This window comes from Pseudomonas asplenii, assembly GCF_900105475.1.
Taxonomy (GTDB): domain Bacteria; phylum Pseudomonadota; class Gammaproteobacteria; order Pseudomonadales; family Pseudomonadaceae; genus Aquipseudomonas; species Aquipseudomonas asplenii.
Genome location: NZ_LT629777.1, coordinates 1,726,450 through 1,751,420, shown reverse-complemented (window position 1 = coordinate 1,751,420; position 24,971 = coordinate 1,726,450). Strand labels below are relative to the sequence as shown.

The following is a 24,971-nucleotide window of genomic DNA, read 5'->3' as shown; positions in this document are numbered from 1 at the left end:
CCGATGCTATTCACACAAGCCACCCGCCTGGCCCAGGTCCACAGCCCTCTCGGGCCGGATGTGCTGCTGCTCAAGGACATGGGCGGCGGCGAGGAACTGGGGCGGCCGTTCGAATACGAATTGCACCTGACCTCCACCGACGGTGCCCTCGACCTGAACCAGCTGCTGGGCAAGCCCATGAGCCTCTCCCTGCAATTGCAGGGCGGGGCCAGCCGCTATTTCCACGGCATCGTCGCGCGCTGCAGCCAGAACGTCGACACCGGCCAGTTCGCCAGCTACCAGGTGACCCTGCGCCCCTGGCTCTGGCTGCTGACCCGCACCTCCGACTGTCGCATCTTCCAGCACATGACCATCCCGCAGATCATCAAGCAGGTGTTCCGCGACCTCGGTTTCTCCGACTTCGAAGACGTGCTCAGCCAGCCCTACCGCGAGTGGGAATACTGCGTGCAGTACCGCGAAAGCAGCTTCGACTTCGTCAGCCGGCTGATGGAACAGGAAGGCATCTACTACTATTTCCGCCATGAAAAGGACCGCCACGTGCTGGTCCTGGCCGACGCCTACGGTGCCCACCACCCGGCGCCCGGCTATGAGTCGATTCCCTACTACCCACCGGACGGCCAGCACCGCGAACGCGACCACCTCAACGGCTGGCAACTGGCCCAGGAAGTCCAGCCCGGCTCCCTGGAGCTCAACGACTACGACTTCCAGCGCCCCAGCGCACGCATCGACGTGCGCTCGACCATGCCGCGCCCACACAGCGCCGGCGACTATCCGCTGTACGACTACCCCGGCAGCTACGTGCAGAGCCAGGACGGCGAGCACTACGCGCGCACCCGCATCGAAGCGATCCAGAGCCTGCACGAGCGCGTGCAGCTCAACGGCAATGCCCGTGGCATCGGCGCCGGCAACCTGTTCAGCCTGACCGGCTTCGGCCGCCAGGACCAGAACCGCGAATACCTGATCGTCGCCGCGCGCTACTACATCGCCCAGGAAAGCCTGGAGTCCGGTACCGGCAGCGCCGGCTCGCAGTTCGAGAGCAGCCTGACCTGCATCGACGCCCAGCAGAGTTTCCGCCCGCTGGCCAACACCACCCGGCCCATCGTTCGCGGCCCGCAGACGGCAGTAGTGGTCGGCCCCGCTGGCGAGGAGATCTGGACCGACCAGTTCGGTCGGGTCAAGGTGCACTTTCACTGGGACCGCCACGACCAGTCCAATGAAAACAGCTCCTGCTGGATCCGTGTGTCACAGGCCTGGGCCGGCAAGAACTGGGGCTCGATGCAGATCCCGCGAATCGGCCAGGAAGTCATCGTCAGCTTCCTCGAAGGCGACCCCGACCGGCCGATCATCACCGGCCGGGTCTACAACGCCGAACAGACGGTGCCCTACGACCTGCCCGCCAATGCCACCCAGAGCGGCATGAAGAGCCGGTCGAGCAAGGGCGGCAGCCCAGCCAACTTCAACGAAATCCGCATGGAGGACAAGAAGGGCGCCGAGCAGCTGTATATCCACGCCGAGCGCAACCAGGACATCGTGGTCGAGGTCGACGAAAGCCATTCGGTGGGCCACAACCGCAACAAGAGCATCGGCCGCGACGAAACCGTGCTGATCGGCAACAACCGGGTGCGCATCGTCCAGCACCAGGACGTGCTCACCGTCGGCCAGAGCAAGACCGACAGTATCAGCCAGAGCTACCTGATCGAGGTCGGCGAAAATCTGCGGCTGGTCTGCGGCGCCAGCGTGCTGGAACTCAATGCCAGTGGCCAGATCAACCTGTGCGGCGTACAGATCAGCTTCCACGCCAGCGGTGACGCGCAGTTCAATACTGGCGGCGTCCTGCACCTCAACAATGGCAAAGGCCCCGACGCCGCCCCGCAAGGCGACGGTGTGAAAGGCACCATCGACGCCAAGGTGGCGTCGGCCTTTCCCAAGCCCAAGTAAAAAGGACTTCACGCCATGACCTATCGCCTCAACGAATTCCAGTTCCAGTTGCCCGACAGCGAGCTGCTCGATGCCTCGATCAACATCCTCAAGTTCCCCGAACTGGGCACGTCGCTGATCATCAGCCGCAGCCAGCTGGGCGACGGCGAAGACTTGCGCAGCAACTTCGACAGCCAGCTCAAGCGCCTCGAACAGCAGGTTCAGGAACTGCGCTACCAGCCACGCCAGGACATACGCCTGGGCGCGGACCAATCCCTCGATGCCATCGAGTCGCACAGCCAGTACAGCAAGGGCGCGGACAAGGTCTATCAGTTCCAGCTGGCCTTCGTCCTGCCCGGCACGCGCAAGATGACCGCTCTGAGCTACGTCAAGGCGCAACCGCTGGGTGATGCCGAAGCCGCCCACTGGGCCACGATCAAGCACAGCCTGGCACTGGCCTGAGTCATGTCCGACGCGCTTTGGGCCGCCCGCCTGGGAGATGGGCTGGAACACACTGCGGTGATGGCCGACATCCTCGGCGGCGTGCTGGAGGTGGCGGCCAACGTCGCCATCGGTGCACTGGCGACAGCAGCGGTGGTCGCTGCGACCGGCATCACGGTCGCCACGGGTGGCCTTGGCGCCTGCGTACTGGGTGCGGTGGTCGGGGTGATCGTCGGCGTGGTCATGAGCAAGACCGGCGCCGACAAGGGCCTGAGCGACATGTGCGAGGGAATCGGCAACGCGCTGTTCCCGCCCACGGTGCAGGCGACCATCCAGACCGGCTCCAAAAATACCCTGACCAACTCGATTCCCGCGGCACGCGCCGCCGGTACCGCGCCACCGCCGGCGCCGGCTGGCGGCGTGCCCGACAGCGAGGCCGCCAATACACCTGAAGAAGCGCCTGCGGAAGAGGAAGGCCCCGGCTTCCTCGACATGGCCAAGGGGTTCTTCTCCCAGATGTGGCGACCCACGGTTGCCAACCCGGCTCCCGGCACGCAACCCAAGCCGCTGGATCTGGTGACCTGTACCAAACACTCGCCGATGCCACAACAGTTTCTCGCCGAGGGCTCGGAAAAGGTCAGCATCAACGGCCAACCGGCGGTGCGCAGCGGCGACCGCAGCACCTGCGACGGCAAGGTGGTGTCCTCCGGCATGGTCTCCTCGAACGTGACCATCGGCGGCAATTCGGTGGTGGTACGCGAGATCCGCAGCGGCAAGACGCCCGGCATCGGCCTGGCGATCACGGTGTTGATGATGCTCAAGGGCGGCAAGGGCAAGTTCATGAGCAACCTGCCGTGCATGCTGCTCTCGGGCGTCAACTCGTTCGTAGTCAGCCAGGCCACCGGCGCCCTGACCCAGGCCATCGCCGGCTCCCCCAACCCGGTGCACGCTGCCACCGGCGCCAAGATACTGGGCGGCGAGGACGAACTGGACTTCGTCCTGCCCGGTATCCTGCCCATCGACTGGCAGCGTTTCTACAACAGCCGTGACGAGCGCCACGACAGCCTGCTCGGCAGCGGCTGGAGCGTCCCCTATGAAACCTGTGTACAGATCGAGCCCCATCCCGAGGGTGGCGAGCGGCTGATCTACACCGACGAACAGGCACGGCGGATCGACATGGGCTCGATCCCCCTCGGCGGCGCGGTATTCAGCGCCGGCGAAGGTCTGGCAGTGCGCCGCCACGGCAACGGCCAACTACTGATCGAGAGCGATGACGGCCTGTACCGTCTGTTCGAGCCGACCCTGATCAATCCTGCCCATCTGCGCCTGAGCCAGTGGGGCGATCGCAACGACAACCGGATCTATCTCGACTACGACGACTCGGGAAAACTGGTGCGGCTGCGCGATACCTTCGATCAGGTCCAGGTGGAACTGATCTACAGCCCGCAATGGCCGCGACGGATCGCCCAGATCGAGCGCCTGTATCCCGATCACCAGCGCGAGGTGCTGGTCAGCTACGCCTACGACCACGGCGGTGACCTGGCCGAAGTACGCGATGCCCTCGGCCAGGTCCAGCGCCGCTTCGCCTATGACGCACAGCGACGGATGGTCGAGCACCAGTTGCCCACCGGCCTGCGCTGTTTCTACCAGTGGGCCGAGGTCGGCAACCGCGAATGGCGGGTGATTCGTCACTGGACCGACGAGGGCGACGAATATCGCTTCGACTACGACCTGGACAACGGCACCACGCGGATCACCGATGGCCTGCGCCGGGTCAGCACGCGACGCTGGAACCCGCAGCACCAGATCACCGAATACACCGACAACCTCGGCCAGACCTGGCAGTTCGAATGGAACGACGAGCGCCAGTTGCTCGGCGCCATCGATCCCCAGGGCGGGCAGTACCGCTACAGCTACGACGAGGCCGGCAACCTCAGCGACAGCCTCGACCCGCTGGGGCGCAGCGAGTCGACTGTCTGGCTGGAACATTGGGCCTTGCCACTGGTGGAAACCGACAGCGCCGGCCACAACTGGCAATACCGTTACGACCCGCGCGGCAACTGCACCCACGAGACCGACCCGCTGGGCCAGGTCACCCAGTACCGCTACGACGCACGTGGCCAGGTGGTGCAGATCATCGACGCCAGCGGCAAGCACAAGACCTTGCAGTGGAACAATTTCGGGCAACTGATCGAGCACGTCGACTGCTCCGGCTACCCGACCCGCTTCAGTTACGACCGGCGCGGGTACCTGCAAGTGGTCACCGATGCCCTCGGCGAACGCACTACCTACCAGCATGATGCCCAGGGCAACCTGTTGCAGACCACCCTGGCAGACGGCCGTGTCGAACAGTATCAACGCGACAGCAGCGGCCAACTGACCGGGCATGTCGACCCGGCCGGCCATACCACCGCCTACCAGTACGACCGCCGCGGCCAGGTGCGCCAGCGTATCGATGCCGTCGGCCGCCAGGTGCAATTCAGCTATGACGCCTATGGCCGCCTGCAAGCGCTGACCAACGAGAACGGCGAGAGCTACCGCTTCCTCTGGGATGCCGGCGACCGCCTGGTGGAACAGCAGGACCTCGACGGCAGCGCCCGGCGCTATACCTACGACGGGCTGGATGACGTCACCCGCCTGGAGTACGTGCCGGCCCCGTTCGGCCATGGACTGGCAGCGGTACCGAACGAGCCGATCAAGCCCATCGTCCACCGGTTGGAACGCGATGCAGTCGGCCGTCTGGTCGCCAAGGTCACCGACGATGGCCGCACCGAGTACAGCTACGACCCGGTCGATCAACTGACCGCCGTGACCTTCACCGACAATGCCGGACAGGTCCAGAGCCTGGGCTTTGCCTACGACGCCCTCGGCCAGTTGCTGGAAGAACAGAGCGCGGCGGGCAGCCTGCAACATCACTACGACGAACTGGGCAACCTGCAGCAGACGCAACTGCCGGACGGGCGCTGGATCAATCGCCTGTATTACGGCAGCGGCCACCTGCATCAGCTCAACCTCGACGGCCAGGTGATCAGCGACTTCGAGCGCGACCGCCTGCACCGCGAGGTCCTGCGCACCCAGGGCCAGCTCAGCACCCGCAGCGACTACGACCGCAGCGGCCGCCTGCGCTCACGCCTGCGCCGCCCCGCCGGTCCGCCTACGGCACTGCCGGCCCCGGTACAGAAACACTTCGACTACGACCCGGCCGACAACCTGATCGGCCGCCTCGACCAGCAGCCCCGTGGCGACCAGCGCCAACTGCTGCACTACGACGCCACGGGACGGATCATCGCCAGCCAGGACAACGTCCAGGGCCAGAACGAGACCTTCGCCTACGACGCCGCCGCCAACCTGCTCGACGGCCCGGCGGCCAGTGCGGGGTTGGTGGTGCATAACAAACTGCTGACCTACCAGGACAAGCGCTACCGCTACGACGCCTTCGGCCGGATGATCGAAAAACGCAGCGGCAGTCGGCGGGTGCAGCGCTTCAGCTATGACGCCGAGCACCGGCTGATCGAAGTCCACAATCAGGAAGGCGCCCGTGAGACCGTGGTGCGCATGCGCTACGACCCATTGGGACGGCGTATCGAGAAGACCGAGCAGGACAGCAACGGCTATCCCCTGGGCGAAACGCGCTTTACCTGGGATGGGCTGCGACTTTTGCAGGAGCATCGCCATAGCCAGACCAGCCTGTACCTTTATGCTGGAGGTTACGAGCCGATAGCCCGGGTCGACGGCCTGGGCGCGCTACAGAAGGTGCGCTACTACCACAACGACATCAACGGCCTGCCGGAACAACTGACGGAAAGCGACGGCCATACGCTGTGGCAGGCGCGCTACAAGGTCTGGGGTAATACCCTGGAGGAAGTACGCGAACCTTACTACATCGAGGAGCAGAACCTGCGGTTTCAGGGTCAGTATCTGGACCGGGAGACAGGGCTGCACTACAACACGTTCCGCTTTTACGACCCGGACATCGGACGGTTCACCACACCGGATCCGATTGGACTGCTGGGTGGTTTCAATCTTTATCAATACGCTCCGAACCCGTTGGCCTGGTCAGACCCACTAGGATGGGCGCCCTGGGCTTATGGGAAATTTGATGACTGGTTCAATACGGCATCTATTAAAGATATCAGCAGCAACAAAGAGTCGGTAAGTGCCGCCTTGCGTGGATCAGGGAATATGCATGAGATGTTCCCGGTTTCCCTTGCGGCCAAAGCCAAGGAACTCGGCTTTACCGCTCAAGAGCTGAAAAAATATGTTGTTGAAACGAAGAGGATTACCTTTACTAACGTCACGGACTCAAAAGGCAGGCCTGTTCCAGATGGAGCACATCACGGAAGCAGTGCTGGTAGACACTTCCATAACAAGCTGATTGCAGACTTGGAAACGGCCGCCAGCAAAAGGGAAGCCAAGATGATCATTGCACGACATCATAGAAACCATATGAAATTAAGTAGGTGCTTATAAATGTCAAATGAAAACAATCATGTTCACGTATGGATAGGCAGTAACTTTTCCTCGGAAGAGGAATACATGAGTTACTTCGCGCTGGACTACTCTGTCGAAGGAAATTTTGACGACCCAAACTATAAGCTCTGCGGTTTCTGCAAGGACATCGGCACCCGTTGGTATGACGAGGACTTCATTGGCATCATTCCTCGTAACGAGCAGGAAGTTTCTCTGGATGAAATCCTGATCGAATCCTCTGTGGACCAGGACGAATTACCCCTGGTCAAATCTCGTTGCGCTGCCTTGGGAATCAAGAAGGCCAATGCAATCTTCTGGTATCAGGATGCAGAGCTTGTGCTCAAAGAACCCATCAAGGACAGCTATAACGGATTGAAGTACATCGGCCTGTTCCAGGGTGATTGAGTTACCCCCGAAGATCAACCCGACATACCCTGCCCAGGCGCATTGGCAGCAACCGAGACCCCACTCAGGCGCGGCATAAACATGAAAAACCAGGTAACGCTCCCTATACTGATAGCCCTGGCGCTTTCTGTGCTGTGCATCCCCGCACAAGCGGCAACCTGGCAGATCTGCCGCCTGGACCTGCGCGTTACCGAGGTGGTTAAGCAACCCTATCCACAACTACAGGCCCAGGTCCTGAAAGCCAGCCCGCAATCGACAACGGTCGAATGTCCGGAGGTGGGCTCGAGCATCACCTTCACCCCGGAAACGCCCGACTACCAAACCACCCTCCCACGCAAACGCTGGCCGACAAAAGGGCAGTCGGTAAAGGTCGACTACCGTTACCTCGATGGCATGTGCAAGGGCGATGGCAACAGCCATCCATGCCGCATCAAACACTACCCGGTCGTGGGGCGATAACGTCGATAGGCGGGTGCGACCTTGCGTCTCGATGTTCTCTTTGCGGCTTGGTCACAATCGTGGTCTATTCTTGAGTCTTCAGCAGGATCGTCAACATGGGAGATGGCGAATGGATGCACGAGAAAGAGCGTTGATGCGGGCCAGCGTAGCGCTGGGGTTGCTGGTCAGCACGCTGAAGAAGCATGACCTGGGCGCCCCGCTATCCCTGGATGATCCCCTGCTCAGGGACATGCTCAGGCAACTTCAGGAAAACCTGCAGGAAGCCGAGGCCAACCATGCGGTGTCCAGCGCCATGGTCCCGTTGAACAAGGCGTTCGCCCAGGGCACGCTGATCAATGCCGGCAACGTCGGCGCCCTGCTCAATCAGCTGAAGCAGGTCGACGCCCTGCTCAAGGACGCCGGCAACCCCGCACAGGCCATGACCGCCTGAGACAGGCTCAGGCATTGGCCGGAACGAAGTCCGGCCCGCCCAGCTTGTCCCGCACCATCAGCGCCGAACGCATCAGCGGCGTCCACATGCCATCCGGGCTGTTCCAGGCCGCGCCCGCCCAGCGGGTGTCAGCCTGCAGGTCGGCCTTGCGGCTTTCCAGCTGGCGCTTGAGCGCCACGGCCACGCTGCCCAGGTCGATGTCGAACAGATCACCATAAGGGCCCTGCGGCTGCTTGCGCTGCTTGTCCTGGCAGAAACGGTAGTACCAGACCCAGTCCTGGGCGATGTAGATCGCCCGGTTGCGATCCGGATAGGTCGCCAGAAGGGTCAGCAGGGCCGCGACGAAACGCGTCGGCAAGCTCGCATCGTGGGTCTGGCGCCAGTACGGCAGGACCAATTGGTCAAAGGCTGCCACCACGTTCTGCGGCTCGTCGTTGTCGACCTTGGCCTCAAGGAAGTAGAACGGCTCGCCGACCAGGAACTTGTCCAGTTCGTCGTTGGCCAGGGCCAGTTGCAGTACGTTGTCGAGCGGGTTGTTCATTGGATTTTCACTACATCGTGGGTCGACATCAGCACATTGACGTCGTTACCGTGGGAAATCGGCACATTGTCCAGCACCGCCTCGCGCATGCCGCCCGGATGGGTCAGGCCGCCAGGGCGCCAGAGCGAGTTGACGCCGCCCTCGTTGCCGGTGGGCATCAGCACCTTGGGATTGTCCAGGCTCACCATATAGATATCCTTGCCCACCAGTGATCCGGGATCGTAACCCAGAGCCGACTCCAGCACCGAGACATCGCCGGCCTTCTGGTACTCGGCCACCACACCATTGAGGTCGGATTTTGCCATGACGAACTTGTTCGGGTTGAACGAGCCGTACTTGGGGTTGGAGATGTCATCGGCGGTGAACAGAAAGCCGCCACCCTCGTCCTTGAAGGTCTGCAGGTGTTTGTCGATGTACGAACCCTCGAGATAATCACTCGGTGGTGGTCGACTGCCCTTGGGGATCGCCATGATATCGGCTTCGGTCATGCCGGCCTTGTACACCGCCGCGCGCGGCACGGGCGCCTCGCCCAGACGGGCCATCTTCGGCCCCATGCCGAGCAACGCCATGCCGGCGACACCCTGCAACAGATCGCGGTAGCCCGGCCCCAGGCGATCGCCCAATTGGCCAAGCAGTTCCATACCGCCCATCATCGCGCCGCCAATCACGACGAAGCCACCCAGGGCCGCGAGCCCGGTCATCGCCGCCAGTATCGCCGCCCCACCGAGCGCCGCCAGGCCCAGGGCTTCAAGGCCGGTGTGCAGCCAGCCCTCGATATCGAGGACGAACGCCACGGCTACCGTCGGCCCGCCGATGAAAGTATTCGGGCTACCGGTCTTGATGTGCGCGCCACAGCTCATCTTGCTCTTCAGGCGTGCCGCCGGCTGGCCGTTGATGTAGACCGTAGCGCTGCCTTCGGCGATCTCGACGTTGAACGGCCAGTACGGATGGTTCAGCGGCAGCCCCGAGCAGGAGTCCGCCGCGTCGACACCGGCACGCATGGCGTTGCGACTGTTGATGAAGACATTCTGGCTACCGAGTATCAACGTCCCGGTCGTCGGCTCGGGCAGGTTGAAGATCGTGTTCAGGCCCTTGACGATCTGGAACATCGACAGCCCGCCAGCGGCAATCGAACCGGCCATGATCGCCAGTGCCACGCCGCCGGTGGCCACGGTGGCCGTCACCACTGCGGCACCGATCAGGGCGCCGGCCACGGCACCGGCGACCATCGCCGCCACGCCGAAACCGTGGGCTATCTCATCACCGAGACGGGCAGCGGCCAACATGTCCATGCTGTCGAGGAGCGCCGGTCAGGTCTGGGGTTGCAGCTTGAGCGTCTGCAATGCCGCCTTCCACGCCGGCTCGTGATACACGAGATCGTTCGGCGTGGTGGTCAGGGTGGCAATCAAGCCCACCGGTTTGCGGTCGATGAATACCTGACGCAGCATCAACTCGCGTCCTTCACGCTGCCAACTGTAGTCGAGCAGCACGGCGGCGTGCTCGCTCAGGACGAAATCCCAGCGCTTGATCAGGCTGAAACCGGGCAACTGCTGCTCGGCACTTTTCAGTTGGGCCTCGACATAGTCGACGAACGGCGTGTCGCCACGGCTCGGGTCGCGGCTGATGACAAAACTGGCTTCGCGGGCACCGCCGACAGCAGGCAGCTTGAAGATATTGAGGCTCTGGTCCTGCCAGGTCTCAGGAATGTCCAGGTCGGCTTCCTGAAGGCGGTATGCGGTCATGATGGAAACACGGTCCATGCAGGTGGATGACTCGATGAGCCGCGAATCTTCAGGCAATAACTGGTAACAATCAAGGTGTCCACGGCGGGCGTTCGCCGAGCCATGACGCCGCTCTCACTTTTATCCGTACGGGCAATGAAAATGGGCACCCGATCCGATCGGCGTGCCCATTGCTTCCCAACACTCCCCTTGCTCCGGGAGTACTGCCATGAGGCTTACGGGTTGACGCTGTCTTTGAGCGACTTGCCCGGCTTGAACGCCACGGTGTTGCTGGCCTTGATTTTAACCGGCTCGCCGGTTTGCGGGTTCTTGCCGGTACGGGCGCCACGGTGACGCTGCAGGAAGGTGCCGAAGCCCACCAGCGTCACGCTGTCTTTGCGGTGCAGCGCGCCGGTGATTTCTTCGAGAACCGCGTTCAGTACACGGTTGGCTTGTTCTTTGGTGAGATCCGCTTTTTCAGCGATTGCAGCGGCGAGTTCTGGTTTACGCATAGTGAAGCCTCTTTGACGGTTTTTTGTTGTTATGTCCGTGCTGTTCTCCCGGAACAGCGCCCAAAGCGCCGCAGGCTCTACGCTGCGACAGACGGGAGGAGAATGGCACGGCACCGAGCCCCGCGCCAGTCTGCCTGCGACCTTTGTAGCAGCAAAAGCGGGGGGTTTGCGACAGAAGGAGCGCTATTTACGCCAGCAGCGCCGGCAGTTCCTTGTTCAAGGCCAGCTTTTGCGCAACGGCGCCGCCGGTCAGGGCATAGCCGAGCAGGCGACCGCTGGCATCACGGCACAACGCCGTGATATCGGCCCCCTGCCCCTCGACCGTCCACACCCCTTCCATGCCCCGTGGCACAGGCGACACGACCAGCGGGCAGACCGGCGTCTTGACCGTAATGGGCATGGCGCCGTAGGTCACGGCGGTAGGGTTGCCCGCCAGGGTCTGGGCCAAGGCACGGGCGCAGCTCATCAGCGGCATCACATACAGCAGGTTCAGCCCATCGACCTCGGCGCAGTCGCCCAGGGCGTAGATATTGGCGTGGGACGTGCGCAGATGGCGGTCGACCACTACCCCACGGTTGACCTGCAGGCCCGCCGCCGCCGCGAGGTCGATGCGCGGGCGCAGGCCGATGGCCGACACCACCGCGTCGCAGTCGAGGGTTTCACCATCGGACAGATGCGCCTGCAGATGGTCGCCGACGCGCTGCAGGCGGGTCAGCACCGGCCCGAGATGGAAACGCGCGCCCAGGCCTTCCAGGCCAGCCTGCACCGCCGCTGCGGCAGCCGGATGCAGCAGGGTCGGCATGACCTGCTCGCAAGGCGCTACCAGATCGACCTGGTAACCGCCGAGGATCAGGTCGTTGGCGAACTCGCAGCCGATCAGTCCCGCGCCCAGCAACAGCACGCGCTGCTTGCCGGCCACGGCGGCGCGAAAGCGCGCATAGTCCTCCAGGTCGTTGATCGGGAAGATCGCCTCGGGCGCATCGCCCTCGACCGGCACACGCACGGTTTCCGCACCCCAGGCCAGGATCAGGTCACGATAGCTCACCGCCTCCTCGCCGATCCACAGGCGCTTGTGACCCGGGTCGATGCCACTGATGCGGGTATGGGTGCGTACTTCGGCCTTGAGCTGCTCGGCCATGGCGCCAGGCTCGGCCATGCTCAGGCCATCGGCGTCCTTGTTCTTGCCAAAGCCGGTGGACAACATGGGCTTGGAATAGGAACGCCCGTCATCGGCGGTGATCAGCAACAACGGCGTTTCGCCGTCGAGCTTGCGAAACTCCCGGGCCAGGTTATAACCGGCCAACCCGGTACCGACGATCACGACAGGTGCGTTCATTCCTTTCTCCACATCCATGATTGCTTGAAATTTGCTCGATCAGGCGATTTCGATCATTTCGAAGTCGGCCTTGCCAACACCACAGTCCGGGCACAGCCAGTCTTCCGGAACATCTTCCCAGCGCGTGCCGGCAACGATGCCATCGTCAGGCCAGCCATCGGCCTCGTTGTAGATCAGGCCACAGACCACACATTGCCACTTCTTCATTCGCTACTTCCTCGGTTCCCAGGCATGTTTGGCACGGACGATCGTTGGATACAGCGTTGCCGTCCGGCTCAGGGCGTTTTGTACTGACCGAAGCCGCCAGATGCAAGCACGATCGCTAGCGATGGCGTCCCAGGCGCTCTAATTGGCCGGACACCCTGTGGTAAGCTCGCCGCCTCACTGGCTGCCGATCAACTGCCCATCGTGTCGCACAACACTCCATCCTCGGCCTCGCCCGCCTGGCTCACCCGGAGCCGGCTGGTGCCCCTGCCCAGCATTCAGACGCTTGACTGGCTGTTCGACGAGGGTTCTCTGACCCGCCGTCTGACACGGCTTTCCGATAATGCCTTCAGCGTCATGCCACTGTTCGAGGGCTGGCAAACGTTGCGCGAGGATGAGTGTCATGCCCTGGAACTGCCCGTCGACAGCCTCGGCTGGGTCCGCGAGGTCTATCTGCGCGGCCATGGCCAACCCTGGGTGTTCGCCCGCAGCGTGGCGGCGCAGAGCGCCTTGCAGCAAGGCGGCTTGAACCTGGATGAGCTGGGCAGTCGCTCGCTGGGCGAACTGCTGTTCTGCGACCAGGCTTTCGAACGCCAGGCGATCGAGGTGTGCCATTACCCCGCGCCCTGGCTGCCGGCCGAATATCGTGCCGACGATCTCTGGGGCCGGCGCTCGCGCTTCAATCGCGGGCCGTTGAGTCTGTTGGTGGCGGAGATCTTCCTGCCGAGTCTGTGGCGCGCCATCGATGCCACCCAGGAGCCTTGCTGATGTACCTGAATCTGCTCAAATCGCTGAATCGGCTGCACCCACGCGCCTGGGATTTCCTGCAACTGACGCGAATGGACAAGCCCATCGGCATCTACCTGCTGCTGTGGCCGACCTTGAGCGCGTTATGGATCGCGGCCAAAGGGGTTCCGTCGCTGAGCCACCTGCTGATTTTCGGCCTGGGCGTGGTCCTGACCCGAGCCGGCGGCTGCGCGATCAACGATTTCGCCGACCGCAAGGTCGATGGCCACGTCAAGCGCACCGAGCAGCGGCCCATGGCGGCGGGCAGGATCAGCGGCAAGGAGGCACTGACGGTATTCGCCCTGCTGATGGGGATCAGTTTCGTGCTGGTGCTGTGCACCAACGCCACCACCGTGTGGTTTTCCTTCGGCGCCCTGGCCCTGGCGGCCTGCTATCCCTTCATGAAGCGCTACACCTACTACCCGCAGGTGGTGCTGGGCGCCGCCTACTCCTGGGGCATCCCGATGGCGTTCACCGCCCAGGATGGCAACCTGCCGGCGGCCGCGTGGCTGTTGTACATCGCCAACCTGATGTGGACAGTGGCCTTCGACACCTACTACGCCATGACCGACCGCGAGGACGACCTGAAGATCGGCGTGAAATCCACCGCCATCCTGTTCGGCGATGCTGACCGGGCGATCATTCTGACACTGCAAGGGCTGATGCTCGGCTGCCTGCTACTGGCCGGCGCGCGTTTCGAGCTGGGCGGTTGGTTTCACGCCGGCTTGCTGGTGGCAGCGGCGTGCTTCGCCTGGGAATTCTGGATGACCCGCGACCGTGATCCGCAGCGTTGTTTCAGGATGTTCCTGCACAACCATTGGGCGGGGATGGCGATCTTCATCGGCGTGGTGCTCGATTACGCGATGCGCTGAACCGGGAAGACCCAGGCAGCCCCCTTGTAGCAGGGCTTGCCCGCGAAGCTGTTGGGTCTCAAGGACCCATTCGCGGGCAAGCCCTGCTCCTACAGGTTCGAGGGGCCTCCTGGTTCGTGAGCCACCCACCTATGGCGTGACTCAAGCGCCCGCCCCATTCGCCCTCAGGGCTTGGCTACGTGCCAGACACCGCCCTTGCCATCACCGGTCATGTCGCCGTCCTTCTTGTCGGCCTTGAAGGTGTACAGCGGTTTGCCATCATAGGCCCACTGCAGCTTGCCATCATCGCGCTTGATCACGCTCCACTTGCCCGAAGCCTTGTCCATTGCAGTGGCAGCCAGCGGTGGCCAGTTGGTTTCGCAAGGGTCGCCGTTGCACACTGACTTGCCCGCCGTATCCTTGTCGAAGGTGTACAGCGTCATGCCATGGTGATCGACCAGCATTCCACCCTTGGCCATGGCAGGTTCGGCGGCGGCCGCCAGTGCCGGCAGCGACAGGGCCGCTGCGACCAACAGGGCTTTCAACGAAAACGAAGAACGAGTCATCAGAACCTTCCTTTTGTGGTTGTAGATTCGAACTCCCAGCTTAGTTCATGAACATGAATATCGTCTGCCTCCCGGAAAAGCTGTCACATGACTGCAATAATTTCGTTATCTAATGCGGCGCAAGACAGTTAAATGACAAGAGGATTAAGGGACATGGTTGGCAGGAGCATTCTGATCGTCGACGACGAAGCCCCGATTCGGGAGATGATCGCTGTCGCCCTGGAAATGGCCGGCTATGACTGCATGGAAGCCGAAAACTCCCAGCAGGCCCATGCGATCATCGTCGACCGCAAACCTGACCTGATCCTGCTCGACTGGATGCTGCCCGGCACCTCCGGCATCGAGCTGGCCCGACGCCTCAAGCGCGACGAGCTGACCGGCGATATCCCGATCATCATGCTCACCGCCAAGGGCGAGGAAGACAACAAGATCCAGGGGCTTGAAGTCGGCGCCGACGACTACATCACCAAGCCGTTCTCCCCTCGCGAACTGGTTGCCCGCCTGAAAGCCGTATTGCGCCGCGCCGGCCCGACGGACGGCGAAGCACCGATCGAAGTCGGTGGCCTGCTGCTCGACCCCATCAGCCACCGCGTGACCATCGACGGCAAGCCGGCAGAGATGGGCCCTACCGAATATCGCCTGCTGCAGTTCTTCATGACCCACCAGGAACGCGCCTACACCCGTGGGCAGCTGCTGGACCAGGTCTGGGGTGGCAACGTCTATGTCGAAGAGCGGACCGTCGACGTGCATATCCGCCGCCTGCGCAAAGCCCTCGGCGACGCCTACGAAAATCTGGTACAAACCGTGCGCGGCACCGGCTATCGGTTTTCCACCAAGGGTTGAACCGCTTTTTGCGCGCTGACTGCTGACAAGGATGCATGTTGAAGTGAATCAGAACTGGCATGGCACCCTGATCCGCCACCTGTTGCTGCTCATCACCGGCTGTCTGCTGGTTGGCCTGATCAGCGGCTATTACAGCTGGGCTCTGGCCGTGGGCCTGGGGATTTACCTCGCCTGGACCCTCAAGCAGTTGATGCGGCTGCACGAATGGCTACGCCTGCACAAGCCCGACGAAGCACCGCCGGATGGCTATGGGCTGTGGGGCGACGTGTTCGACAGCATCTACCACCTGCAGCGCCGCGACCAACGGGTACGCGGACGCCTGCAGGCGGTGATCGACCGGGTCCAGGAGTCCACCGCGGCCCTCAAGGATGCGGTGGTCATGCTCGACAGCGACGGCAACCTGGAATGGTGGAACCGCGCCGCCGAAACACTGCTCGGCCTCAAGACCCCGCAGGACAGCGGCCAGCCGGTGACCAACCTGGTGCGCCACCCGCGCTTCAAGGAATACTTCGAGCAGAACAATTACGCCGAGCCGCTGGAAATCCCCTCGCCGACCAACGATCGCCTGCGCATCCAGTTGCACATCACCCGCTACGGCAACAACGAACACCTGATGCTGGTGCGCGATGTCACCCGTATCCATCAGCTGGAACAGATGCGCAAGGACTTCATCGCCAACGTCTCACATGAGCTGCGCACGCCGCTCACGGTGATCTGCGGCTACCTGGAGACCCTGCTGGACAATGTCGAGGAAGTGAACCCGCGCTGGGGCCGTGCGCTGCAGCAGATGCAGCAGCAAGGCGGCCGCATGCAGACCCTGCTCAACGACCTGCTGTTGCTGGCCAAGCTGGAGGCGACCGACTATCCGTCGGACAACCATCCGGTCCAGGTCGATACCCTGCTGCAGACCATTCGCAACGACGCCCAGGCGCTCTCCGGGCCACTCAACCAGACCATCACCGTGGAAGCCGACGCAAACATCCGCCTCAAGGGCAGCGAGGGCGAACTGCGCAGCGCCTTCTCCAACCTGGTGTTCAACGCCGTCAAGTACACCCCGGCCGAAGGCAATATCCGCGTGCGCTGGTGGGGCGACGAACAGGGCGCGCACCTGAGCGTGCAGGATTCCGGGATCGGCATCGACAACAAGCACCTGCCGCGCCTGACCGAACGGTTCTACCGCGTCGACTCCAGCCGCAACTCCAATACCGGGGGCACCGGCCTGGGCCTTGCCATCGTCAAGCATGTGCTGCTGCGCCATCGGGCCCGCCTGGAGATCAGCAGCGTGCCGGGCCATGGCAGTACCTTCACCTGCCATTTTGCCCCGGCCCAGGTCGTGCGCACGCACCAGAACGAACTCTCCGTCTGAACGCGCGTGGGCCTCGCGCCCCAGGGGCCCGTACGGTCAATTCGCACACAGGCCACTAGGCAAGGGGATCGCGGGCCGCTACATTGGATGGCTTGGGCCTGCCTTTCAGGCCGCGAAACACACCTTCATATTGAAATACGGAACCCGTAAAACTCCATCATGGACCCTTCCTCTAGTAGCTTGACCCTCGCTTCGATATTCGCCGATTTCGGCATGATTCTCTTTGCTCTGATCCTGGTGCTGCTCAACGGCTTTTTCGTTGCGGCCGAGTTCGCCATGGTCAAACTGCGTTCGACCCGGGTCGAAGCCATCGCCCAGCAGAACGGCTGGCGTGGGCAGATCCTGCGTACCGTCCACAGCCAACTGGACGCCTACCTGTCCGCCTGCCAGCTGGGTATCACCCTCGCCTCCCTGGGCCTGGGCTGGGTCGGCGAGCCGGCTTTCGCCCACCTGCTGGAGCCGGTGCTCGGCGCCGTCGGCGTCAGTTCCCCCGAAGTGATCAAGGGCGTGTCGTTCTTCACCGCCTTCTTCATCATTTCCTACCTGCATATCGTGGTCGGCGAGTTGGCGCCCAAGTCCTGGGCGATCCGCAAGCCGGAGCTGCTGTCGTTGTGGACGGCGGTGCCGCTGTACCTGTTCTACTGGCTGATGTACCCGGCCATCTACCTGCTCAACGCCAGCGCCAACGCGATCCTGCGCATCGCCGGCCAGGGTGAACCCGGTCCGCATCACGAACATCATTACAGCCGGGAAGAACTCAAGCTGATCCTGCACTCCAGCCGTGGCCAGGATCCCAGCGACCAGGGCATGCGCGTACTGGCCTCGGCCGTGGAGATGGGCGAACTGGAGGTGGTCGACTGGGCCAACTCCCGCGAAGACCTGGTGACCCTGGACTGCAACGCGCCGCTCAAGGAAATCCTGGCGCTGTTCCGCCGCCACAAGTTCAGCCGCTATCCGGTGTACGACGCCGAGCGCAATGCGTTCGTCGGTCTGCTGCACATCAAGGACCTGCTACTGGAACTGGCGGCACTGGACCACATTCCCGAATCGTTCAACCTGGCCGAGCTGACCCGCCCGCTGGAGCGTGTGTCCAAGCACATGCCGCTCTCACGCCTGCTGGAGCAGTTCCGCCAGGGTGGCTCGCACTTCGCCCTCGTGGAGGAAGCCGACAGCAAGGTGATCGGCTACCTGACCATGGAAGACGTGCTCGAAGTGCTGGTCGGAGACATCCAGGACGAACACCGCAAGGCCGAACGCGGCATCCTCGCCTACCAGCCAGGCAAGCTGCTGGTTCGCGGTGATACGCCGCTGTTCAAGGTCGAGCGGCTGTTAGGCATCGACCTGGACCATATCGAAGCGGAAACCCTCGCTGGCCTCGTCTACGATAGCCTGAAGCGCGTACCGGAGGAGGAAGAGGTGATGGAGGTCGAAGGTCTGCGCATCATCATCAAGAAGATGAAGGGGCCGAAGATCATCCTGGCCAAGGTCCTCAAGCTCGACTGATCGGGGATAGATAGACTCCTTGTGGGAGCCGGCTTGCTGGCGATAGCGGTGTCATGAACGCTACAGAATCGGTAGATGGCCGCCTGCGGCGGATCGCCAGCAAGCCGGCTCCCACAGGATGGACTGCCCCGGATTAGTGTCCAATTTCTTGGGGGCAGTCCAGGATCACTGCCCACCCACCGCGAAGTTCGGCAACGCCTCCATTGGCTGGTTGAACTGGTACGGAATCGACACCAACCCCAGCCCGGTATTGCGTTGCACCACGAAATGCAGGTGCGGCCCGGTGCTGTTGCCGGTGTTGCCCGACAGCCCCAGCGGGCTGCCCACTGCCACCCGCTGGCCCTCGCGCACGCTCACCGAGCCCTGCTTGAGGTGCAGGTAGACGCCCATGGTGCCGTCGTCGTGCAGAATCCGGACAAAATTGCCCGCCGGGTTCTTGCCGCGCCCGGACTGTTCATTCTCGGTCTTGACCACCACCCCGCCCCGCGCCGCAATGATCGGTGTCCCCACCGGCATGGCGATATCCATCGCGTAGCGGCTCTTGGCACCGTGATGGCTGTACTCGCCGTTCGGCCCCTGGGTCAGGCGAAACGGACCGCCGCGCCAGGGAAACGGATAACGATAGCCCTGGGCCTGACCGCCGGGATCACCGAGGGAATAACGGAATTTCGGGGTATACAGGAAGGGCTGCCCGGCCTGGGCGGCGCTGAGCAGCGCCAGGCGCTGGTTGCTGCGCGCCGGCAACACCTTGCGAATCGGCTGCATGGGCGCTCCGTTGACGTTCTTCAAGGCGCCGAAACTCAGCTCGATCTCCACCGGCGCATACAGGTCGTTGCGCACGAACACCTCGTCGCCGCCCTTGTGCTTGCGAATGTCCAGGCGCACCTGACGCTCCAGGTGCTCGACCATCCGATCGCGAAACACGAACACCTGGGCTCCCGGTACCGGGCGGTCGCTGTAGGTGACCACGCCATTGGCGTCCACGTACTTGTAGATCGTCATGGCCGAAACCGAGGTAGCGACCATCAACAGGCCACAGGAAAACAGCAGGCGCAGGAACAACATGGGGAAAGCCGCCAAACGAAACGTGGCGAGCAGATTAGCAGGCCGCCAAGATGTTTGTGTGAATCAGCTCGACTGGACCACTCCTTGCCCGAAGCACAGGTCGACACCCAATTGCGCCGGTTCCGACAGGTTGACCAATGCGTCCAGGGAGAACTTGTCGATCTTGCCATTGAGCAGATCGTTCAACCTCGGCTGGCTGATTCCCAGGCGCTTGGCCGCCTCCTTCTGGGACAGCTCCCAGGCATTGATCCTGCCGATCAGCTCCATCATCAGCCTGGAGCGCAGGCGCATGTTGGCCGCCTCCCTGGGCGTCTCCTCCAAGGCATCCCAGACGGATGAAAAACGTTCGGCATTGGCGTGACCTGTCATGGCGTTGCTCCTATTTCCTGATATCTCAACCTGCCCAACTCGATATCGCGGGCCTGGGTCTTCTGGGTCGTTTTCCTGAAGGCGTGAAGGACATACAGGGCATCAACCCTATTGGCCACATAAAACACCCGGAACGCCCCGCTCTCGTCACTGACGCGGATTTCGTAGACACCCCGGCCTACCGTCATCATGGGTTTCCAGTCACAAGGTGCTTCACCCTGCTGCAGAAGATCCAACTGAAACCCCACTGCTCTTCGCGCCTCCAGCGGGAAGGCTCGCAGATCCCTGAGCGAGCTCCCCACAAACACCACGTCCTTGTGCCTTGCCATCGTTGCCTCCTGTGGTTGCCAGGAAGAAGCGTAATCAACGGGCAAGCAGTGCGTGGCACGAGGTTGTTGCAAGGATTGGCTGGCAGCCATGCCCTCTGATCAATCTATATCAAAATAGATATAAATAAATCGGACGAACCTGGATTCGGACGAAAGGTTTTTCGATACACAAGGTAGGAACAACGAAAACAACCCGATGCGTCAGGCACATCGGGTTGTCAGGCGGGCATCAGGCGCCAGGAACGAAGTGTTTCTGGGCGGTGCCGCGGGCGATCAGGCGGGAGATGTAGTCGAGCTTCTGGGCATCCTGGTCGATGAACCGGAAGGTCAACTGCAGCCAGTCGCTGTCCGGCTTCGGCTCATGGGCGACGATCGCGTGCAGGTAGCCGTTCAGGCGGGCGACCTCGGCATTGTCACCCTGCTCCAGGTCGAGCACGGCGCTTTCCAGGACCTGTGGCAGAACCTCACCACGTTTTACCAGCAGCAGGGCTTCCTTGATGCTCAGGCCCTTGATCACGCACTGCTGGGTGCCACTGGACAGGCGCAACTGCCCCTGGCCACGGCCACCCGTCGCCGCGCTCGCCGCTGGAGCGGCTGCCGGGCGCACCGGTGGACTGTTGAGGATGCCCCTGGACGCAGCTGGCGCAGCCGCAGGAGCTGCCGGGGAGGCAGGTGCCACGACCGCCGATTTGCCGCCGGTCAACGCGCTCAACGAATCGTTGCCGAACGCCGAATTCGCCTTCGGCGCGCTGCTCATCAGGGCGTCGAGCTTGCCGACCTTGTGCAGCACCTGCTTGACCTTGGTCAGCAACTGCTCGTTGGTAAAGGGCTTGCTGACGTAGCCGGACACCCCGGCCTGGATCGCCTGTACCACGTTCTCTTTGTCGCCACGGCTGGTGACCATCACGAACGGCATGGCCTTGAGGGCGTCCTGGGCACGGCACCAGGTCAGCAGTTCCAAACCGGACATCTCGGGCATTTCCCAGTCACACAGCACCAGGTCGAACGCCTCACGCGCCAGGATAGCCTGGGCTTTGCGTCCGTTGACGGCGTCTTCGATCCGCACACCCGGGAAGTAGTTGCGCAGACACTTTTTCACCAGGTCGCGGATGAACGATGCGTCATCCACCACCAACACACTGACTTTGCTCATTGACCATTCCTCTAAAAATCCCGGCCAGCATACTGGCTAATCGCCACTTGCCCAAAACTGACGCAGTCACGCCGGGATTTTATCGCTCGCAAGGCGCGTAAAATTCGTAGGCCACAAACAAAAACGCCCGGCCTTTGGCCGGGCGTTTTTCTCGGGCAATCTTACTTATCGTCAGCTTTGTCCATAACATTAGCAGTTTCGGGGGACACGCCCTCAACTTCCTGACGCATGCGCTTGAGACCCATGTGCCGTACGTCGGTACCGCGTACCAGATAGATTACCAGCTCCGAGATATTACGCGCGTGGTCGCCGATACGCTCCAGCGAACGCAGCACCCAGATGATGCTCAGAACCCGCGAGATAGAGCGGGGGTCTTCCATCATGTAGGTGGCCAGCTCACGCAGCGCGGTCTTGTACTCGCGGTCGATGATCTTGTCGTACTGCGCCACGGAGAGTGCCAGCTCGGCGTCGAAGCGGGCGAAGGCGTCCAGCGCGTCGCGAACCATGTTACGCACCTGGTCGCCGATGTGCCGCACTTCGACATAACCACGCGGCGCTTCGCCCTCTTCGCACAACTGGATGGCACGACGAGCGATCTTGGTGGCTTCATCGCCGATACGCTCAAGGTCGATCACCGACTTGGAGATACTGATGATCAGCCGCAGGTCGGATGCCGCCGGCTGGCGCCGGGCGAGAATGCGCAGGCACTCTTCGTCGATATTGCGTTCCATCTGGTTGATCTGCTCATCGATCTCACGCACTTGCTGGGCCAGACCGGAGTCGGCCTCGATCAGCGCGGTCACCGAGTCGTTGACCTGCTTTTCCACCAGTCCGCCCATGGCCAGCAGGTGGCTGCGCACTTCTTCCAACTCCGCGTTGAACTGCGCGGAGATGTGATGGGTTAGACCTTCTTTATCAATCATTGGGTTCGCTCCGCGAAAGTTGCGGGTGTCACGCCGCACGTTTCAAGCAGTTATGGGTTGATCCGGGTTCTGCACAGCGTCCATCTTGCCGCCCCTGGAGTACGGCCCGCCGCCGCTGCTAGCCATAACGACCGGTGATGTAATCTTCGGTCTGCTTCTTCGCCGGATTGGTGAACAGGGTATCGGTATCGCCGAATTCCACCAGTTTGCCCATGTACATGAACGCGGTGTAGTCCGAAACCCGGGCCGCCTGCTGCATGTTGTGGGTCACGATAACAATGGTGAACTTGGATTTCAGTTCGTAGATCAGTTCCTCGACCTTGAGGGTCGAGATCGGGTCGAGTGCCGAGCACGGTTCGTCGAGCAGCAGGACTTCCGGCTCCACGGCGATGGTCCGGGCAATCACCAGACGCTGCTGTTGGCCACCGGACAGGCCAAGTGCGGATTCGTGCAGGCGGTCCTTCACTTCATCCCACAAGGCGGCACCCTTGAGCGCCCATTCCACGGCCTCGTCGAGCACGCGCTTCTTGTTGATGCCCTGGATCCGCAAGCCATAGACCACGTTTTCGTAGATGGTCTTGGGGAACGGGTTGGGCTTCTGGAACACCATGCCGACCTTGCGACGCAGCTCGGCCACGTCCTCGCCCTTGCGATAGATGTTGTTGCCGTAGAGGTTGATCTCGCCTTGTACGCGACAGCCGTCGACCAGATCGTTCATCCGGTTGAAGGTGCGCAGCAGGGTCGACTTGCCGCAACCGGACGGGCCGATGAAGGCCGTCACGCGTTGCTTGGGAATGTTCATGCTGACGTCGAACAGTGCCTGTTTCTCACCGTAGAACAGGCTCAGACCGGGCACTTCGATGGCCACGGTTTCGCTGGCCAGGTCCAGGCTCTGCTTGCTGCGACCCAGGGCGGACATGTTGATGCCGTGGGGTTGGGTTTCATGCTGCATGGGTAAACTCCCTGCGCTAACAAATTCGTTTCGGTACGCCGCTTCGCGGCGTGTGCAATCAATCTCTGTGCAGGAGCCGGGCTTGCCCCAATTCCACCGGCGCAGTAGCGACTCCGGGATGACGGGCAAGCCTTGCTCCTACAGGTAATGCGTCATCAGCTGTCCAGCGCCTTGTACTTCTCGCGCAGGTGGTTACGGATCCACACGGCCGACAGGTTCAACGTGGCGATCACCAGCACCAGCAGCAACGCGGTGGCGTACACCAGTGGGCGCGCCGCCTCGACGTTGGGGCTCTGGAAGCCGACGTCGTAGATGTGGAAGCCCAGGTGCATGATCTTCTGATCCAGGTGCAGGTACGGGTAGTTACCGTCCAGCGGCAGCGACGGCGCCAGTTTCACCACACCCACCAGCATCAGCGGTGCCACTTCGCCAGCGGCACGGGCCACGGCGAGGATCATGCCGGTCATCATCGCCGGGCTGGCCATTGGCAGGACGATCTTCCACAGCGTCTCGGCCTTGGTCGCACCCAGGGCCAGCGAACCTTCGCGGACCGTACGCGGAATCCGTGCCAGGCCTTCCTCGGTCGCCACGATCACCACCGGCACCGCCAACAGCGCCAGGGTCAGCGAGGCCCAGAGCAGGCCCGGGGTACCGAAGGTCGGCGCCGGCAAGGCTTCGGGGAAGAACAGCCGATCGAGCGAACCACCCAGCACGTAGACGAAGAAGCCCAGGCCGAACACGCCGTAGACGATCGCCGGAACGCCGGCCAGGTTGTTCACGGCAATGCGGATCACCCGGGTCAGGGCATTCTGCTTGGCGTATTCGCGCAGGTAGACCGCCGCCAGCACGCCGAACGGGGTCACGATCATGGCCATGATCAGGGTCATCATCACGGTGCCGAAGATCGCCGGGAAGATCCCGCCCTCGGTGTTGGCTTCACGCGGGTCGTCGCTGAGGAATTCCCAGACCTTGCTGAAGTAGAAGCCCAGCTTGGTGAAGGTGCCCATGGCGTTCGGCTGGTAGGCATGCACCACCTTGCCGATACCGATCTCCAGTTCCTTGCCATTGGCATCGCGGGCCGTGAGGCTGTCGCGGTTGAACTCGGTGTGCAGGTCGCTCAGGCGCGCTTCGATAGCCTGGTAGCGGGCATTCAGTTCAGCCTTTTCGGCGTCCATGTCAGCCTGGGCGGCGGCATCCAGCTTGCCTTCGAGTTCCAGCTTGCGGCCGTGCAGACGGATGCGTTCCAGACCGGCGTTGATCGCGCCGATATCGGACTTCTCCAGGGTCTTGAGCTGCTTGGCCAGACCGTTCACGCGCTCGATCCGCGCCTGCAGTTCGGGCCAGGCAGCCTCGCCCTCGGCGACGACCTTGCCGTTTTCCTTGACGTTGACCAGGGTGCCGTAGAAGTTGCCCCACTCACGACGCTCGAGGGTCATCAGTTCAGTTGGCGTCGTCTGGTTGGTCAACCATTCGCCGACGACCCAGGTGAAGTCGTTGCCGTTCAGGTCACGGTTGCCGACCTTGATCAGCTCGCGGGTCATGAACTCGGGGCCGTTTTCCGGCACCGGCAGGCCCGCTGTTTTCAGGCGCGCGCGCGGTACTTCTTCCTTCTGTACCACTTCACCGACCACGACCTGCGGGGCCTGGCCTGGAACAGCGTACTGGGCGTGGATCACATCCGCCGGCCAGAAATGCCCCAGCCCACGTACCGCGATCACCGCCAGCAAGCCGAGGGTCATGATGACCGCGATGGACACCGCACCACCGCTGATCCAGACGCCAGGGGCGCCGCTCTTGAACCAGCCATTCAGGGAGTTCTGTTTCACAGA

25 protein-coding genes are annotated in these 24,971 nt (G+C 62.5%); 11 read left to right on the top strand and 14 right to left on the bottom strand.

Annotated features, from left to right (window positions below; all coding sequences use genetic code 11):
* Nucleotides 1-3 precede the first annotated feature (3 nt).
* The 6 genes from BLU37_RS07925 to BLU37_RS07900 all read left to right on the top strand — a co-directional run bounded on the left by BLU37_RS07925 (nucleotide 4) and on the right by BLU37_RS07900 (nucleotide 8,122).
* Nucleotides 4-1,938: a type VI secretion system Vgr family protein gene (locus tag BLU37_RS07925; RefSeq protein WP_090203807.1), complete on the top strand. Its 1,935-nt coding sequence runs from the start codon at nucleotides 4-6 to the stop codon at nucleotides 1,936-1,938.
* 15 nt (nucleotides 1,939-1,953) lie between these two features.
* Nucleotides 1,954-2,379 carry a DcrB-related protein gene (locus tag BLU37_RS07920; protein ID WP_090203804.1) on the top strand — a complete coding sequence of 142 codons (426 nt, stop codon included), beginning with the start codon at nucleotides 1,954-1,956 and terminating at the stop codon, nucleotides 2,377-2,379.
* Between the two features lie 3 nt (nucleotides 2,380-2,382).
* Entirely contained in the window at nucleotides 2,383-6,828 is a 4,446-nt protein-coding gene (locus tag BLU37_RS07915; RefSeq protein WP_232000480.1) for an RHS repeat-associated core domain-containing protein, read from the top strand.
* Nucleotides 6,829-7,233, top strand: coding sequence for an immunity 22 family protein (locus BLU37_RS07910; RefSeq protein WP_090203801.1), 405 nt, complete (start codon nucleotides 6,829-6,831; stop codon nucleotides 7,231-7,233).
* An 81-nt stretch (nucleotides 7,234-7,314) separates the two neighbouring features.
* Nucleotides 7,315-7,692, top strand: a complete 378-nt coding sequence (locus tag BLU37_RS07905) for a hypothetical protein (RefSeq protein ID WP_090203797.1) — start codon at nucleotides 7,315-7,317, stop codon at nucleotides 7,690-7,692.
* A gap of 109 nt (nucleotides 7,693-7,801) precedes the next feature.
* Nucleotides 7,802-8,122 (top strand): hypothetical protein, encoded by a 321-nt coding sequence (locus BLU37_RS07900; protein ID WP_232000478.1) that lies wholly within the window; start codon nucleotides 7,802-7,804, stop codon nucleotides 8,120-8,122.
* A gap of 7 nt (nucleotides 8,123-8,129) precedes the next feature.
* Here the strand turns inward: BLU37_RS07900 and BLU37_RS07895 are convergent, their stop codons facing one another.
* The 6 genes from BLU37_RS07895 to BLU37_RS07870 all read right to left on the bottom strand — a co-directional run bounded on the left by BLU37_RS07895 (nucleotide 8,130) and on the right by BLU37_RS07870 (nucleotide 12,439).
* Complete coding sequence (locus BLU37_RS07895; protein WP_010447821.1) at nucleotides 8,130-8,663, bottom strand: hypothetical protein; 534 nt, start codon at nucleotides 8,661-8,663, stop codon at nucleotides 8,130-8,132.
* Entirely contained in the window at nucleotides 8,660-9,955 is a 1,296-nt protein-coding gene (locus BLU37_RS07890) for a PAAR domain-containing protein (protein ID WP_090203791.1), read from the bottom strand. The genes BLU37_RS07895 and BLU37_RS07890 overlap by 4 nt, the downstream gene beginning before the upstream one ends.
* Nucleotides 9,956-9,973: 18 nt before the next feature.
* Complete coding sequence (locus BLU37_RS07885; protein ID WP_010447817.1) at nucleotides 9,974-10,405, bottom strand: DcrB-related protein; 432 nt, start codon at nucleotides 10,403-10,405, stop codon at nucleotides 9,974-9,976.
* A gap of 215 nt (nucleotides 10,406-10,620) precedes the next feature.
* On the bottom strand, nucleotides 10,621-10,896 hold the full coding sequence (locus tag BLU37_RS07880; RefSeq protein ID WP_003213368.1) for an HU family DNA-binding protein: 276 nt from the start codon (nucleotides 10,894-10,896) through the stop codon (nucleotides 10,621-10,623).
* Between the two features lie 187 nt (nucleotides 10,897-11,083).
* Nucleotides 11,084-12,232, bottom strand: a complete 1,149-nt coding sequence (locus BLU37_RS07875; RefSeq protein WP_090203788.1) for an NAD(P)/FAD-dependent oxidoreductase — start codon at nucleotides 12,230-12,232, stop codon at nucleotides 11,084-11,086.
* A gap of 39 nt (nucleotides 12,233-12,271) precedes the next feature.
* Nucleotides 12,272-12,439: a rubredoxin gene (locus BLU37_RS07870; protein ID WP_010447801.1), complete on the bottom strand. Its 168-nt coding sequence runs from the start codon at nucleotides 12,437-12,439 to the stop codon at nucleotides 12,272-12,274.
* 201 nt (nucleotides 12,440-12,640) lie between these two features.
* On the opposite strand from BLU37_RS07870, the gene BLU37_RS07865 reads away from it, so the two are divergent.
* Both BLU37_RS07865 and ubiA read left to right on the top strand, forming a co-directional pair.
* Nucleotides 12,641-13,204: a chorismate--pyruvate lyase family protein gene (locus BLU37_RS07865; protein WP_026007848.1), complete on the top strand. Its 564-nt coding sequence runs from the start codon at nucleotides 12,641-12,643 to the stop codon at nucleotides 13,202-13,204.
* Nucleotides 13,204-14,094 (top strand): 4-hydroxybenzoate octaprenyltransferase, encoded by an 891-nt coding sequence (gene ubiA, locus BLU37_RS07860; RefSeq protein WP_090203786.1) that lies wholly within the window; start codon nucleotides 13,204-13,206, stop codon nucleotides 14,092-14,094. Before BLU37_RS07865 ends, ubiA begins: the two co-directional genes overlap by 1 nt.
* A 164-nt stretch (nucleotides 14,095-14,258) precedes the next feature.
* Here the strand turns inward: ubiA and BLU37_RS07855 are convergent, their stop codons facing one another.
* Entirely contained in the window at nucleotides 14,259-14,639 is a 381-nt protein-coding gene (locus BLU37_RS07855; protein WP_090203783.1) for a COG4315 family predicted lipoprotein, read from the bottom strand.
* Between the two features lie 153 nt (nucleotides 14,640-14,792).
* On the opposite strand from BLU37_RS07855, the gene phoB reads away from it, so the two are divergent.
* The 3 genes from phoB (at nucleotide 14,793) to BLU37_RS07840 (ending at nucleotide 18,351) form a co-directional block, all read left to right on the top strand.
* On the top strand, nucleotides 14,793-15,482 hold the full coding sequence (gene phoB / locus BLU37_RS07850; RefSeq protein ID WP_010447794.1) for a phosphate regulon transcriptional regulator PhoB: 690 nt from the start codon (nucleotides 14,793-14,795) through the stop codon (nucleotides 15,480-15,482).
* A 31-nt stretch (nucleotides 15,483-15,513) separates the two neighbouring features.
* Nucleotides 15,514-16,848: a phosphate regulon sensor histidine kinase PhoR gene (phoR, locus tag BLU37_RS07845; protein WP_172833009.1), complete on the top strand. Its 1,335-nt coding sequence runs from the start codon at nucleotides 15,514-15,516 to the stop codon at nucleotides 16,846-16,848.
* A 159-nt stretch (nucleotides 16,849-17,007) separates the two neighbouring features.
* The gene (locus tag BLU37_RS07840; RefSeq protein ID WP_026007849.1) at nucleotides 17,008-18,351 is read left to right on the top strand and encodes a hemolysin family protein; all 1,344 of its coding nucleotides are present in this window, start codon (nucleotides 17,008-17,010) and stop codon (nucleotides 18,349-18,351) included.
* A 165-nt stretch (nucleotides 18,352-18,516) separates the two neighbouring features.
* Here BLU37_RS07840 and BLU37_RS07835 read toward each other — a convergent pair whose 3' ends face one another.
* From BLU37_RS07835 to pstA, 7 genes are all read right to left on the bottom strand, one after another.
* Nucleotides 18,517-19,413 (bottom strand): peptidoglycan DD-metalloendopeptidase family protein, encoded by an 897-nt coding sequence (locus BLU37_RS07835; protein WP_029532726.1) that lies wholly within the window; start codon nucleotides 19,411-19,413, stop codon nucleotides 18,517-18,519.
* Between the two features lie 66 nt (nucleotides 19,414-19,479).
* Entirely contained in the window at nucleotides 19,480-19,785 is a 306-nt protein-coding gene (locus BLU37_RS07830; RefSeq protein WP_090203778.1) for a helix-turn-helix domain-containing protein, read from the bottom strand.
* Nucleotides 19,782-20,114: a type II toxin-antitoxin system RelE/ParE family toxin gene (locus tag BLU37_RS07825; protein ID WP_090203774.1), complete on the bottom strand. Its 333-nt coding sequence runs from the start codon at nucleotides 20,112-20,114 to the stop codon at nucleotides 19,782-19,784. Before BLU37_RS07825 ends, BLU37_RS07830 begins: the two co-directional genes overlap by 4 nt.
* 229 nt (nucleotides 20,115-20,343) lie before the next feature.
* A complete protein-coding gene (locus tag BLU37_RS07820) occupies nucleotides 20,344-21,267 on the bottom strand; it encodes a response regulator (protein ID WP_090203771.1) in 924 nt (307 codons plus the stop codon).
* Nucleotides 21,268-21,428: 161 nt separating this feature from the next.
* Complete coding sequence (gene phoU, locus BLU37_RS07815; RefSeq protein ID WP_010447781.1) at nucleotides 21,429-22,190, bottom strand: phosphate signaling complex protein PhoU; 762 nt, start codon at nucleotides 22,188-22,190, stop codon at nucleotides 21,429-21,431.
* 118 nt (nucleotides 22,191-22,308) lie between these two features.
* A complete protein-coding gene (gene pstB, locus BLU37_RS07810) occupies nucleotides 22,309-23,142 on the bottom strand; it encodes a phosphate ABC transporter ATP-binding protein PstB (protein ID WP_090203768.1) in 834 nt (277 codons plus the stop codon).
* 155 nt (nucleotides 23,143-23,297) lie between these two features.
* The gene (gene pstA / locus BLU37_RS07805) at nucleotides 23,298-24,968 is read right to left on the bottom strand and encodes a phosphate ABC transporter permease PstA (protein ID WP_090203766.1); all 1,671 of its coding nucleotides are present in this window, start codon (nucleotides 24,966-24,968) and stop codon (nucleotides 23,298-23,300) included.
* Nucleotides 24,969-24,971 lie beyond the last annotated feature (3 nt).

Coding starts and splice junctions, on each gene's coding strand:
- BLU37_RS07925 (WP_090203807.1), top strand. CDS start 4: ATGCTATTCACACAAGCCACCCGCCTGGCCCAGGTCCACAGCCCTCTC.
- BLU37_RS07920 (WP_090203804.1), top strand. CDS start 1,954: ATGACCTATCGCCTCAACGAATTCCAGTTCCAGTTGCCCGACAGCGAG.
- BLU37_RS07915 (WP_232000480.1), top strand. CDS start 2,383: ATGTCCGACGCGCTTTGGGCCGCCCGCCTGGGAGATGGGCTGGAACAC.
- BLU37_RS07910 (WP_090203801.1), top strand. CDS start 6,829: ATGTCAAATGAAAACAATCATGTTCACGTATGGATAGGCAGTAACTTT.
- BLU37_RS07905 (WP_090203797.1), top strand. CDS start 7,315: ATGAAAAACCAGGTAACGCTCCCTATACTGATAGCCCTGGCGCTTTCT.
- BLU37_RS07900 (WP_232000478.1), top strand. CDS start 7,802: ATGGATGCACGAGAAAGAGCGTTGATGCGGGCCAGCGTAGCGCTGGGG.
- BLU37_RS07895 (WP_010447821.1), bottom strand. CDS start 8,663: ATGAACAACCCGCTCGACAACGTACTGCAACTGGCCCTGGCCAACGAC.
- BLU37_RS07890 (WP_090203791.1), bottom strand. CDS start 9,955: ATGGACATGTTGGCCGCTGCCCGTCTCGGTGATGAGATAGCCCACGGT.
- BLU37_RS07885 (WP_010447817.1), bottom strand. CDS start 10,405: ATGACCGCATACCGCCTTCAGGAAGCCGACCTGGACATTCCTGAGACC.
- BLU37_RS07880 (WP_003213368.1), bottom strand. CDS start 10,896: ATGCGTAAACCAGAACTCGCCGCTGCAATCGCTGAAAAAGCGGATCTC.
- BLU37_RS07875 (WP_090203788.1), bottom strand. CDS start 12,232: ATGAACGCACCTGTCGTGATCGTCGGTACCGGGTTGGCCGGTTATAAC.
- BLU37_RS07870 (WP_010447801.1), bottom strand. CDS start 12,439: ATGAAGAAGTGGCAATGTGTGGTCTGTGGCCTGATCTACAACGAGGCC.
- ubiA (WP_090203786.1), top strand. CDS start 13,204: ATGTACCTGAATCTGCTCAAATCGCTGAATCGGCTGCACCCACGCGCC.
- BLU37_RS07855 (WP_090203783.1), bottom strand. CDS start 14,639: ATGACTCGTTCTTCGTTTTCGTTGAAAGCCCTGTTGGTCGCAGCGGCC.
- phoB (WP_010447794.1), top strand. CDS start 14,793: ATGGTTGGCAGGAGCATTCTGATCGTCGACGACGAAGCCCCGATTCGG.
- phoR (WP_172833009.1), top strand. CDS start 15,514: ATGCATGTTGAAGTGAATCAGAACTGGCATGGCACCCTGATCCGCCAC.
- BLU37_RS07840 (WP_026007849.1), top strand. CDS start 17,008: ATGGACCCTTCCTCTAGTAGCTTGACCCTCGCTTCGATATTCGCCGAT.
- BLU37_RS07830 (WP_090203778.1), bottom strand. CDS start 19,785: ATGACAGGTCACGCCAATGCCGAACGTTTTTCATCCGTCTGGGATGCC.
- BLU37_RS07825 (WP_090203774.1), bottom strand. CDS start 20,114: ATGGCAAGGCACAAGGACGTGGTGTTTGTGGGGAGCTCGCTCAGGGAT.
- BLU37_RS07820 (WP_090203771.1), bottom strand. CDS start 21,267: ATGAGCAAAGTCAGTGTGTTGGTGGTGGATGACGCATCGTTCATCCGC.
- phoU (WP_010447781.1), bottom strand. CDS start 22,190: ATGATTGATAAAGAAGGTCTAACCCATCACATCTCCGCGCAGTTCAAC.
- pstB (WP_090203768.1), bottom strand. CDS start 23,142: ATGCAGCATGAAACCCAACCCCACGGCATCAACATGTCCGCCCTGGGT.